The organism is Moorena sp. SIO3I6, assembly GCF_010672095.1.
This window is the reverse complement of sequence record NZ_JAAHHU010000003.1, coordinates 116,948-130,334: the sequence shown is the minus strand read 5'-3', so window position 1 is coordinate 130,334 and position 13,387 is coordinate 116,948. Positions and strand designations below refer to the sequence as shown.

General features: G+C 44.3%; 9 protein-coding genes. 5 read left to right on the top strand and 4 right to left on the bottom strand.

What is annotated here, in order from left to right:
- The first annotated feature begins 170 nt into the window (after positions 1-170).
- A complete protein-coding gene (locus tag F6K49_RS02275) occupies positions 171-4,538 on the top strand; it encodes a filamentous hemagglutinin N-terminal domain-containing protein (RefSeq protein ID WP_293093833.1) in 4,368 nt (1,455 codons plus the stop codon).
- A 6-nt stretch (positions 4,539-4,544) separates the two neighbouring features.
- Positions 4,545-4,748, top strand: coding sequence for a hypothetical protein (locus F6K49_RS02270; RefSeq protein ID WP_293093830.1), 204 nt, complete (start codon positions 4,545-4,547; stop codon positions 4,746-4,748).
- A 420-nt stretch (positions 4,749-5,168) separates the two neighbouring features.
- On the opposite strand, the gene F6K49_RS02265 is transcribed toward F6K49_RS02270, so the two are convergent.
- Positions 5,169-5,336, bottom strand: coding sequence for an NblA/ycf18 family protein (locus F6K49_RS02265; protein WP_008183188.1), 168 nt, complete (start codon positions 5,334-5,336; stop codon positions 5,169-5,171).
- Between the two features lie 512 nt (positions 5,337-5,848).
- Between F6K49_RS02265 and F6K49_RS02260 the strand changes: the two genes are divergently transcribed.
- From F6K49_RS02260 to F6K49_RS02250, 3 genes are all read left to right on the top strand, one after another.
- Positions 5,849-6,487 (top strand): phycobiliprotein lyase, encoded by a 639-nt coding sequence (locus F6K49_RS02260; RefSeq protein ID WP_293093898.1) that lies wholly within the window; start codon positions 5,849-5,851, stop codon positions 6,485-6,487.
- Positions 6,444-7,037 carry a hypothetical protein gene (locus F6K49_RS02255; protein ID WP_293093827.1) on the top strand — a complete coding sequence of 198 codons (594 nt, stop codon included), beginning with the start codon at positions 6,444-6,446 and terminating at the stop codon, positions 7,035-7,037. The genes F6K49_RS02260 and F6K49_RS02255 overlap by 44 nt, the downstream gene beginning before the upstream one ends.
- Positions 7,038-7,400: 363 nt before the next feature.
- Positions 7,401-8,183: a phycobilisome rod-core linker polypeptide gene (locus F6K49_RS02250; RefSeq protein ID WP_075904242.1), complete on the top strand. Its 783-nt coding sequence runs from the start codon at positions 7,401-7,403 to the stop codon at positions 8,181-8,183.
- Here F6K49_RS02250 and F6K49_RS02245 read toward each other — a convergent pair.
- The 3 genes from F6K49_RS02245 to F6K49_RS02235 form a co-directional block, all read right to left on the bottom strand.
- Positions 8,163-9,125, bottom strand: coding sequence for an RluA family pseudouridine synthase (locus F6K49_RS02245; protein ID WP_293093824.1), 963 nt, complete (start codon positions 9,123-9,125; stop codon positions 8,163-8,165). The genes F6K49_RS02250 and F6K49_RS02245 overlap by 21 nt on opposite strands.
- A 286-nt stretch (positions 9,126-9,411) precedes the next feature.
- Positions 9,412-12,207, bottom strand: coding sequence for a PAS domain S-box protein (locus F6K49_RS02240; RefSeq protein ID WP_293093821.1), 2,796 nt, complete (start codon positions 12,205-12,207; stop codon positions 9,412-9,414).
- A gap of 294 nt (positions 12,208-12,501) precedes the next feature.
- Complete coding sequence (locus F6K49_RS02235; RefSeq protein ID WP_293093817.1) at positions 12,502-13,191, bottom strand: C40 family peptidase; 690 nt, start codon at positions 13,189-13,191, stop codon at positions 12,502-12,504.
- Between the last annotated feature and the right edge of the window lie 196 nt (positions 13,192-13,387).

Below are 13,387 nucleotides of genomic sequence, written 5' to 3'. Positions count from 1 at the left end.
GAATTGATTAGTAGGATTAGAAATAACCATTAGTTGATTCTTTCGCCAATTTCTCTTAAAAGTTACTAGACAAGCAATTATTATCACTCCTGAGTTCTGACTCCTTACTCCTAAATCGGAGCATATTTGGTTAGATCACTCCCAAGGTTAAGTATAGGAGGCGAAGTGAGATGAAAATAGTGCGTACGCTAGTAATTTTTGGTGGCATCAGTCTGAGTGGATACTATGGGATTACCCATTCAGTAAATCCTGCTCTGGCTCAGATTGTTCCGGATAATACCTTGGGGGATAATCCAAGTGTTGTTAAACCCAATGTAGAGGTTAAAGGACTTCCCGCTGACTTAATTGAAGGTGGAGCAACCAGAGGGGATAACCTATTCCATAGCTTTTCTGATTTTAATGTTGGGGACTTGCAGCGGGTTTACTTTGCCAATCCCGCTGGCATCAATAATATTCTCAGCCGGGTAACCGGTAGTAACATCTCCAAGATCTTCGGCACCCTGGGAGTAGATGGTGCCGCCAATTTGTTTTTGCTCAATCCTAATGGTATTGTTTTCGGAGCCAATTCCCAATTAGATGTAGCCGGTTCCTTTGTCGGAAGTACCGCTAATAGTATAGTTTTTGGTAATGGCACCGAGTTTAGTGCTACCAATCCCGAAGAACCACCCCTGTTAACCATTAACATTACTCCGGGATTGCAGTATGGCCAGAATCCGCCTCAGCCGATCGTAAATGCTGGCAATTTGGCTGTGGGACAGGGACAGAATGTCACCTTAGTCGGTGGGAGTATCATTAGCACTGGGGATATCCTAGCACCAGGAGGTGAGATTAATATATTAGCGGTTCCGACTGAAACCTTAGTGCAGTTGGGGCAAGCTGGACAGATTTTGACACTATCGACTCCAACGCCATCAATAGAATCTAATTCTCCCTCTGTTACTGAATTTTTAAGTACTTTGGACGATGACACCGGCGTAACAGTTTCCAGTGACGGTCAGGTCACACTTACCGATTCCGGTACTATTGTGCCACTTGAGCCAGGAACAGTGATCATCTCTGGTGCCCTAAACGCTGCCAATTTATCTCCAGGACAAACTGGAGGCAAAGTAACGGTATTAGGCAATCAAGTTGGCTTGTTTGACAGTGGATCCATTGATGTTTCTGGAAACAGTAGTGGTGGAGATGCACTAATTGGTGGGGATTTCCAAGGTCAAGGACAGCTGCCATTGGCCACAGCTACCTATATCGGTCCTGACTCCACTATAAATGCTGATGGGATTAGCACTGGTAATGGTGGTCTGATTGTGATTTGGTCGAATCAATCCACTCGCGCCTATGGCACCTTAACCGCAAGGGGGGGAGCGCAATCAGGGAATGGCGGTTTAATCGAGACATCTAGTGCCAATTTTCTGGATGTTACGGGAGTCAGAGTCGATGCTAGTGCAGTAAATGGTAATGCAGGAACTTGGTTACTTGACCCGAGGAATGTTACTCTTGGCTTTGCCGATACATCCAATGGCAGCTTTGATAGTAATTCCAATATCTTCACTCCCACTGGGGATGATGCCGTGGTGAATATCCCAGATATTGAAGCTCGACTCAATGCTGGCACTAATGTAACTATCACTACTGGAACCACAGGCACTCAGGAAGGAAATATCACTGCAGATGGCTTTGGCATTACCAAAACTACACCAGGGGAAGTCACTCTAAGTTTGCAAGCGGCCAATGATATTTCTCTCAAAAACTTTGGAATAAATGCCGACAGTGGTTTCCTGAATCTAGTCCTGGAAGCGGATAGTGACAACTCCGGTAGTGGTGATGTGGAGTTGATGAATGGGGGAATTGATACTGGAGGAGGAGCAGTCACCATTACTGCGGCTGGTGCGATCGCATTGGAAAGTATCGGAATCAACAGAAATAACAACCGTAGCGATCAGGCACCACCGATGACCGTGATCAGTGGTGAATCCATATCCCTAAAAAATGCTGGAATCAATAGCCTCACCTCTGGGGATAATGGAAATGCTGGAAACGTTATCGTTCAAACAGGTACCCTTACCATAGAAAAGGCGGGGATTGGTAGTAGGACAGAAGGTAAGGGGGATGCTGGCAATATCACTATTACTGCTGCTGACTCAGTTGTAGTCACAAACAACAGTGGTATTAGTACCAACACTCAAGATAACAGTACTGGGGATGCTGGAGAGATCACAATCACCGCCGGTTCTGTATTGTTTGAAAATCAAAGTGGTATTGGCAGCGATACTCAAGACAATAGCAGTGGGGATGCTGGAAAAATAACCATTACTGCTGACTCAGTTGTGTTCAGAGAAAAAAGTGGTATTGGTAGCAACACAAGAAATAACAGTACTGGCAATGCTGGAGAAATCAAGATCAAAGCTGACTCCCTTTCTATTGCTAATAACAGTGGTTTGGGAAGCATAGCATCAGATGATAGTACCGGGAATGCTGGAACAATTACTATCGATGTTGGCACTCTTTCACTTGACAACGAAAGTGAGATCGGTCAAAGTGGATTGGAAATTGCTGCCAATGTTGATAATATTGATGTTGTTGTTATTATTGATACTGAGGAAGGTGATAATGCTGGAAATATCACTATTATCGCTGACAATATTTCACTAACTAAGCAAAGTATTATTGATAGCAATTCCAACAATAGTGATCAGGGTGGAGACATCTCTATCACAGTTAATGAATTGCTTTTGCTCAGGGATGAAAGTAAAATTTTCGCCAATAGCGGTGCTCCAAATAGTGACATTAAAACTGAGGGCAATGCTGGCAATATAACCATCACAGCTGGTTCTTTATTGTTGGAAAATGACAGTGATATTGAGAGCAATACTAGAGGCAATAGCAGTGGGGATGCTGGAATAATAACCATTACTGCTGACTCACTTGTGTTTGGAGAAAAAAGTGGTCTTGGTACCAACACTCAAGATAACAGTACTGGGGATGCTGGAGAGATCACCATCACCGCCGGTTCTGTATTGTTTGAAGGCCAAGGCAGTGGTCTTGGCAGTGAGACTAGAGGAAATAGCAAAGGGAATGGTGGAAAAATAATAATTAATGCTGACTCTGTTGTGTTCAGAGGAGGTAGTGGTATTGGTATCAACACTACCGATGACAGTACTGGGGATGCTGGAGAGATTACTATCACCGCCGGTTCTGTATTGTTTGAAAATCAAACTGGTCTTGGCAGTGATACTCAAAAAAATAGCAGAGGTAATGCTGGAAAAATAACTATTACTGCTGACTCACTTGTTTTCAGAAATCAAAGTGGTCTTGGTACCAACACTACCGATGACAGTACTGGGGATGCTGGAGAGATCACAATCACCGCTGGTTCTGTATTGTTTGAAAATCAAACTGGTCTTGGCAGCGATACGAACAAGAATAGCAGTGGGGATGCTGGAAAAATAACCATTACTGCTGACTCACTTGTGCTCAGACAACAAAGTGGTCTTGGTACCAACACTGCAGATAACAGTACTGGGGATGCTGGAGAGATCACAATCACCGCCGGTTCTGTATTGTTTGAAAATCAAGGTCGTATTGGCAGCGAGACTCAAAACAATAGCAGTGGGAATGCTGGAAAAATAACCATTACTGCTGACTCACTTGTGCTCACAGAAGGCAGTACTATTGGTACCAGAACGATTAATAACAGTACTGGCGATGCTGGAAAAATAACAATTAATGCTGACTCCATCTCCCTAGAAAACAATAGTAATATCTCTGCTCAAACCTTTAGCGGAGACGGTGGCAATATTATTCTCACGCTACAGGATTTATTAATATTGCGCGATGGGAGTCAAATCACCACCAGCGCCGGTACCCAAAACCAACCGGGAAATGGTGGCAATATCACCATTACTGCGGATTTAATTCTTGCCTTCCTCGAAGAAAATAGCGACATCACCGCTAATGCCTTTGATGGCAACGGCGGTAATATAGATCTTACCGCTCAAGGCATCTTTGGGTTCAACTTCCCGGATCAACCAACTGACTTGAGTGATATCACCGCCAGTTCTGAGCGTGGTGTAGACGGTAACATAACAATCAACATCCTTGGGGTTAATCCCTCTCAGGGTTTAGTAGAACTACCCACTACTGTAGTTGACCCATCTAGACTGATTGCCGCTACCTGTGCTGACAATGTCAAAGTGGCATCGGATGATTCCAAAGGGGATGAATTCATTATTACTGGACGGGGTGGCTTACCTCCGAGTCCCCTTGACCCAATCATAAGCCGAACTGTAATAGCAGATTGGGTAACCTTAGATAACTCGGCAACAGAAAATTATCAGAGTCAACGTCATTCTCCGGCTGCTAGGGAGGAGTCGGCTCGAAAGCGTCCAAAGCGGCGGATTGTGGAAGCTCAGGGTTGGCTGATTGGCCCTGATGGTACTGTTATTCTCACCCCTTTCCCTACCACCCCCGAGACCTGGGCTAACTCTTGGCGCAAATCCCCTTCTTGCGAGGATCTCAGGAGAATTACTAATGGCTCCTAGTGATTAATGGTAGGGTGGGCAGTGGATAGCAAGCCTTTGGCCAACTTGATCAATCGGTCTGAGCCACTGCCCACCCTACATCTAGCTCTTTGGTGGGCAGTGGATAGCAAGCCTTTGGCCAACTTGATCAATCGGTCTGAGCCACTGCCCACCCTACATGAAGTACTTTGTCACGGGTTGGTTGCCCAATTTTGCCTAAGTCCTGATTGACCTGAAAGGGAGGATAATGGCAAGTGACGTAAAAATCGAGCACTCCGAATCCTATCATCTGTGCTAGAATTCGGAGGTAGCTTAAGAGCAGCAATATGCAAGCTGGTTCCTAGTCTTAATTCAAGATTGTAAATTCCAGCCATTAACAGCCAAGAGTTCTTGGTAAGTATTCCTTGACTATCTAATTCCCTAACTATATCAGTGTTCCTACTTAAGTCGAAATTTCTAAAATATACTATCATATGGTAGTAGCGCGGCCAGGGCTGAAGCGCTACGATGGCTATTAGCAGGTTCAGATCAGCAGCGAAGGTTTAGATTATAGGCGTTCCCATGCCAGTGTAGATTCGTCGAATGTAGGTACGACTGAGGCACCCCTTAAAACAAGTCAAGCAAAGTGAAACCTTCGCAGCTAATTAAGAGTTAAGCGTTTTTGAGTAGATGGCGGAATAGATTCTCCTTAACCATCATTTGACGCAAAACTTCCAAGAGATAGGACTGAGCCTCCTCCTGGCTCAACAGCTTGACTTGGTCTTGGTAGATTTTCATCTGGAACTGTTGTTCCAAACTTAGCTTTCCAGGCGTTTCCATAGGTTTACTCCTAAGCTTACATACGTTGATTAGGGCAGGCGGACGAGTGTTCCGACTGCTCTTTTTTTTGGCCGTTGTTAATCAATCTAACACACCTATAAAATACTGTCGATTCTGTCAAGCAATAAGTAATTAAAGATACAAATTGTAATAAAAATCCGGAAAGCGATGATTTGCCCTTGTGCCTGTATGTCTGATGGACTTAGATCAAGTCCGATAAAATACCGATAATCAAGAAGATGGATGGGGTGATGGGGTGATGGGGTGATGGGGTGATTTGTATTAAGAGTAATTATTCGGACATCATAATTACGCCAAACCTGAGGCCAAACCCAACTATATAGTGGCACAATTGCATTTAGTATCAGTATATGTAGCGTAGCAGCGGAAATCCTGATGGATTGGGCATGGATCCCTTGTTTGGAAAAATCTCAGGAATATGCAAAAATTCAAGATTAAGTAAAATTTAAGTAAAAACTCGGTAAACCAAATACGATAATATGGATCCAATTATTGATGCGATGAAATTTTTCCAGCTCAGTGCTGGCAACTGGCGATCGCAACGCACAACCCACCACCTAGCCTTCCGACAAGCAGAGAAGGGAGAGTTGGACATCAATGTAGCCACCTTAGAAGCTGATCATCCCCAAGTTATTGAGCTGTGTGAGCTTCATAAGATTAACCCGAGTTTGGCAGCAGGTGGAGCGTTGGTCAGTTGGCAGGGCACAATGGCTTGGGACCAGAGTGATGACGGTCACAAAGACTCGACGGTGATGGTGGTGGTTCCAGATGCCGACTCTCCTAGACATGGAAAGTTATTGCGGGAAAAAGGTTACGCTGAAACCATGCCAGTAGCTGGTCTTTATCAGATGGATGCTCAAGATGGGCTAGTGCTGATTACTGAATATGAAACCATGAGTGCTCATGAGCGTTTCTCGTTTATCACTCCATCTCGGCGGATGCGTACTAGTATAGTGAAACGTTTTGGTGGATTTAGCAGCGCATCATTTTGTATCGAAACCCGGATTGACTCTAATTTAGATAATGGGGCTAGTGCTGGCGCTAATACTGGGGCTAATATTGGCGTGACATCTCAACAACAACAAAATGTCTTGGCACCGGAAGAGTATTATTCAATCTTGGGCTGGTGATTCCACCATCAGCGATGATCCGTTAATCCGGGGCTATCAGTATCTCAATGCTGTGGGTCAGCTGGCTTTAGACCCAAGTATGGTAGAGATCACTGATAATGGTAGAGAACGCGATCGCATTTATACCTGGATTGGCAATCACATTGATGCCATTAATGGAGAACTCCAGACTTGCTTAGACGCCTGTCATAGCTGCTATCATGATTCCCTATGCCGCCCAATGCGGATTTTGGCAACCCCTTTAGGGGAAAAGTTTGGTATTGATGGCTTTTGCAACATCTTAGCCACTCCGGCGGTGATATTAATTGATGTCGGACGCATTGCACGGTCTGATTGGTTGAGTATTGTCGTCCATGAATATGCCCATGCTCATTTAGGTGCCCCTGGTCACGATCAGCGTTTTTTTGACGTCATTTCCCATCTCTGTTTGGGTCTGGGATTAAAACCGCCACGCTGGCAGTTAGATCTCGAAACTTACCTGCGGGATTGGCCTGAGTGTCCATCCAAGAATAATCCACTGTCTTTTTGGATGGGGTATGGATGCACTTGAGCGATAGGCTATGGTCTAATTCTTTGGTCTAATTCTTTCGGGCTATTTTAAGAAATATTAAAAATTATTACTTTGATTAACGTTTTAATTAATCAAAATTAATAATCTATTAGTGATTAAGGTGATTAAGTTAAAGGGGAAGACTCAGAGTAATCACACAGATTAATCACAAAAGCAAGAAGAAGGTTAGTTGATTAACCCATAACTATTGACGATTGACGATTAACTGCTGTCCCCGCTATCCGTAGTCGCTTGAGAGATTAGGATATCGATTAAAATATAATTTTTTTATAGACTGACACAGGATTCATTATATATTTGATTAAGGTTTGTAAGATTTTCTAAGAATACGGAGATAAAAACGTGGCTATTCCTTTACTAGGCTACGCCCCTGTGACGCAGAATGCGCGCATAGATGGGTATGAGATACCAGGAGAAGAGCAACCCAGAATTTATTCCACTGAAAACTTGCTCTCCCCCGGAGACATGGATGCCCTAATCGAGGCAGGATACCGTCAGATCTTCTTCCATGCCTTTGCTTCGGATCGTGAACCGTTCCTGGAGTCCCAACTCCGCTTCGGTCAGATCACAGTGCGGGACTTCATTCGTGGGTTGTTGCTTTCTGAAACTTTCAAAACCAGCTTCTATGACAAAAACAGCAACTATCGCGTTGTAGAGCAGTGCGTGCAGCGGGTGCTTGGACGTGATATCTATGGCGAAAGAGAAAAATTAGCCTGGTCAATTATAATTGCCACAAAGGGTATCCAAGGCTTCGTCGATCAACTGCTCGACAGCGAAGAGTACATGGAGAATTTTGGGTACAACACCGTCCCCTATCAACGGCGTCGAGTGCTTCCCGGTCGCCCTCAGGGTGAAACACCATTCAACATCAAATCTCCACGTTACAACGAATACTACCGTGCAGTACTGGGCTTCCCACAAATCATTTGGCAGACCCAGGTGCGCAGTTACGTGCCACAAGACAAGAAGGCCAAGGCAGGGGATCCATCTCTGTATATGGGCTTAGCACGGGAGCTGTCTCCCCAAGGCAACACTATCCCACGAGTGTCAGCTTTGAATATCGATTACGAATCCTTAGTGCCATATCGGGCTCAGAACAAGGAACTAGCTGAAGCGAAGTCGTAGCACGTCTAAGAGTTTGATCAAAGCTAGGGGGGGAGGGGCAACAAACTCAATCCACTCCCCACAAACCGGATGCTGTAGTTGTAGTCGCCAAGCGTGAAGTGCTTGACCCGGTAGATTAACACCGACAGAACGACCACTGCTGTAAACGGGGTCTCCAACAATGGGATGACCAATATAGCTACTGTGGACACGAATTTGGTGGGTGCGACCAGTTTCTAATTGGAAATGGATCAGGGTATAGTTGCCCAGTCGTTCTCGGACTTGCCAATGGGTAATAGCTGGGCGTCCCCCTTTTTCTACTGGCACGACAGCCATTTTCTTGCGGTCTACAGGATGCCGTCCAATCGGTTGGTTAATGGTGCCAGACTCAGCAGAGGGAGCACCATAGACTATACCTAAATATTGTCTTTGAGCAGTTTTGGCTTGGAGTTGGGCTTGTAGATGTCCATGAGCCTGGTCAGTTTTTGCGATCGCAATTGCACCAGTTGTATCCTTATCCAAGCGGTGGACAATGCCTGGACGCTGAACACCACCAATACCTGTCAGTTTAGGACAGTGGGCTAAAAGGGCATTGACAAGAGTACCACTTTCATGACCAGGTGCTGGATGGACTACCAAACCAGCCGGTTTATTAATAATAATCAGAACGTCATCTTCATAAAGAATGTCTAAGGGGATGACTTCCGGTTGTAATTCCAGAGGTTTGGGGTCAGGAATGGTTAGGGAGATACGATCCCCTAGCTGAACTTTAGCTTTTTTTGAGATACACACGTGATCATTCACTTGCACGTTGCCTTGTTCAATCAGCTTCTGGATACGAGAGCGAGACAAGTCAGGTGTTTGTTGAGCAATATAGCTGTCAAGGCGATAACTGGGGGTTGAAGCAGTAGACTTGCTACTTTCCTGAACTTGCAAGAATTTGATAGAAAGCTGAGGGGTCATTGTTGATCGTTGATTGTCAACCGAACTGAGAATTAGGAATACAGAAGACTTCAATTATGTATAGCAAAGGGAACAGCGGATCTGGGAACAGCGGATCTGGGAGTAGGGAATATGGCATCAAAAATTATCACAATTCATTTAATAATGCTATATTAATTAGCAATAATTAATAATTAATAATGAGCCAAAGGCGATCAACCATTGTATATAGCGTTTCTGATACTTATGAGGTACATTCCATTTTATGGACGCCACTCCCTACTCCCTACTCCCTACTCCCTACTCCCTACTCCCTATTTTGGTCAGTAGCAAAGTGCAGTGGTAGGGTAACCGTAAATGTCGTTCCCACCCCAACTTCACTGTTTACAGCAATTTTAGCATTGTGCAAGTCTAAACATTTTTTGACAATTGCTAAACCCAGTCCAGTCCCAGGGATACTGCCAACATTACTTGCTCTTTCAAAGGACTCAAATAGTTTCTCTTGGTCTTTTATAGGAATGCCGATCCCCTGATCTTGAACCTGGATTACTGCGGTCGAAGAATTGCAATTGAGTTCAAATTTGATCGTACCTCCTTCTGGAGAATATTTAATCGCATTTAAGAGCAAATTGTTAACAACATGACTCAACAGTCTTTCATCGATTAGGGCATCTTGACAGCTACCATGACTAATGAACATCAGGTTATGCTTAGAACCCAGGTTAATTTTAATATTTTCGAGTATGTCCTGACACAAAGCCACTAAATCCATGGATTCTGGTTCAAACTTGAGTTTACCAGCATCCGCTTTCCCAATCGTTAGAACATCATCCAAAAGTTGAGTCATCCGGACCACAGCATGCTGAATCTTATCATGGTGCTTCTGTTTTTTCTCAGGGGACAATTTTTCCTGATAGCGTTGCAGCATTTGAGCAGAAGATTGAATGGTAGTCAGTGGCGTGCGAAACTCGTGAGAAACTAATGAAACGAAACCTGATCGGAGTTGACCCAGTTCTTTTTCCTTAGCCAATGCATTAAGAATATCTGCTTCTGCTTGCTTGAGTTCAGTGATATCCCTTCCCACCGCCTGGCATTCGATAAATTGGCCATGTTCATCAAACATAGCTCGATCACTCCACTGCTGCCAGCGAATTTCTCCAGAGTCGAGAAGAACTCGGTGTTCGTAAGTGTTGATCGGATTATCTACGGAAAGAGAACGGAAGTTCCGGGTAACAATGTCTTCGTCTTCCGGAGGCATTTTTGGCAAAAATACTTTCCCTACTAATTCAGAGCGGTCTTTGTCAAAATAGCGGCAGTAAGCATCATTGACAAACGTTAGGGTGCCATCAAGTTTCAAGCGACAGATCAGTTCAGTTTGATCTTCAATGATGGCACGAAATCGTTCTTCACTGTGTCGCACCGCCTCCTCTGCCTGCTTGCGTTCTGTAATGTCTTCAACCATGCTCAAAATACACAGGATTTCTCCTGCTTGATTTCGCATAGCCATCATGGTTAAATTACCCCAGAGGGTATCTTGATTCTTTTTACGGTAACGTATTTCTAACTTAAAACTATCAATTTCTCCTTGTATGACGTGCCTAATATAAGGCTTGGCTTGTTCTAGGTCTTCAGGATGAGTAATTGCCAAACCATTGAGAGCCATTAGTTCAGACTTGGTGTATCCGAGCATTTCATAAAAAGCCCGATTCACCTGAATAAACTGATAATCCAAATCTGACAGTGACATTCCAATAGGTGCTTCATCAAACACCCGTCGAAATTTTGCTTCTTTTTGGTCTAACGCGGCTTCTGTATTTAGTCTCAATTGCTGATAAGCTTGCCGTAGTTCTACCTCTGCCTGCTTGCGCTGGGTAGTATCTTGGATAATCCCGATAACTTGATAAATATTTTCTTGCTCATCTAGCAGGGGAATATAGGTAGCGAGGACAGTGAGTCCACCAACCTCTGGCAAAGTCAAAGTCAGTTCTTCCACTTGTGGCATCCGGGTTTCCACAGCCTTTTGTAGCAGTTTCACATAGATATCCTTAAATACAGGAGGATAGATTTCCTCGTCAGTGTGACCCAGTAGTGGTGAATCAGCCACTCCAGTTAGCTTAACCCCTTGTTGATTGATAAACTGGAGCCGCCGCTGGGCATCATAGATAATAAATGTACCGGGATAATTATCCACTGCTAGGCGAAATCGTTTTTCGCTTAGGCGTAATGCCTCTTCTGCCTGTTTGCGCTCCGTGATGTCAACAATTAACCCCAGCAGACGATTGAGATTACCTGAACTATCTAGGTAAAACTGTCCTTTGTTCTCAACGGTGATGTATGTGCCATCCTTCTTACGGATCCGATAGTCAATATCAAAAGGCTCTTTAGTGACAATCACCCGTTCAATGGTGTGTCGGTATCGTTCTAAATCATCAGGATAAATTAATTCATCCCACCCTTGCCCAGTGTTGGTGAGTTCTCCTGGGTAATAACCCAATACTTGTTCAATATTGTGACCCCAAATCAATTCATTGGTCTGGGTATTCCATTCGTAGAGCAGATGACCACTAATTTGACTAACCGCTTCATAGCGATAAACCCATTCCGTTAATAGAGCAAAGTCACTTTTGAAGTTTTGCTCATCTAGATTTAGATTTTCAAAGCCCTTACTGCCTTTATAGGAGCCAGTAGAGTTACCATAGTCCAATCCCGATTCTAGCTGTTTAATACTAGTGATATCTTTAGCAACAGCATAGAGAAGACCCTGTTCATCCTGTGAAATTCTCCAAGCGAGCCAACGCAAGCTACCATCTTTATGGTAAATTCTATTCCGATATTCGACTAGTTTTCCTTGACCACAATCACGAAGGGCATTGAGAGTAAATTCCCTATCTTCTGGATAAATCCACTCAATCCAAGGTCGCGATCGCAATTGGGAGCAAGTCAAACCTAGAACCTTTTCCCAAGCCGGATTAAGTTGTTGAAAATATCCGTTTTGACCAAAGGTGCATAATAGATCAAGTGATAAAGAAAACCAGATCTTTAGGGCGGACTCTGCCTCTGCCATTGTTTCAGTACTTTTTATGTGAGACTGAGTGGTGTTCATTGCTGGGCTCGATCCGTCAGGAATTCTACAGATAAGCTAGGGATACATCTACCCACAGTCTTCCCTCAATAATCAGTATAATCACAAGATCATCAGCAGGAATATTTTAGAAAGCTCAGAAGATTTCTCTGAGTAAAGGAAATTGTGAGGACATTTTGTGGTAATGTTTGTTAGTCTTTTGCCCTGAAGCCCTGCTGAGAGCTTTATAGTAAGCCTGATTACTATGTTCTCTTCGAGCAGTACGCTGGTAAATAACTGTGCTAGATAACTGTGCTAGATAATTGTGCTAGGTGACTAGGGCTGATAACTTGTCACAACTCGCCCAGCTCCGTAGCGCTGTCGGTAATAATACTTTGTTATCTCATCCCCTTGTTCTGAAAGCTGGTCAATTGCAATCCCATTTCGACCATGATCAATACCCGAACTATGAATGTAATCACCATCACCTAGATACAATCCTACATGGTTAACTTTTTGACCGGTAGCGAAAAAGACCAAATCCCCTGGTTGTAGTTGCTCCATTCTAATGGTTTGGGTGAAAGCTGCTTGCTGATAGGAATCTCTGGGTAACCAAATCCCCGATGCCGCAAAGGCTGCTTGCATCAGCCCTGAACAGTCATAGTTGGGACCTACTGTACCCCCCCAAAGGTAGTAGGGATTTTGATCCATTGCTGCTTTAGTAAACCCAATCACCGCTTTTATTCGTGCTTGGATTTGAGCTGGAGACAGAGAAATGGGGCGATAAGGAGTCTTAGCTATGTCCAGTACAGCCAAATCCGACACAGGCAACCAACCAGAATAGTTATCTTCGCACAGACGCACCTCTAAGGCATTACCGACAGGTGGGACCGACAAGACCCGCAAGTGCCTTCCGGTGGCTGCTTGTGTTGTCAAACTCTCACAGTTGGGCGAATCATAGAGGTTGAGATTAGCACGACAGTAGTATTCCAAATCATTGGCTCGTAATTGCTCAAGCAAAACCATAGTATAGGAAGCGGGAACTCACACTCAGATTATGGTACTTTTCTAGAAGGATAAACAACTAGGAAGATTAAGGGCGTTGCTGATTCTCAGTATGGCGCACGCCCCCCTAGGGCGTGTTTTCAAAGTTTTCCGCAAGATTATGATCCCCCCCAGCCCCCCTTAAAAAAGGGGGGAGCCATACTCGCTCGTCCCCCTT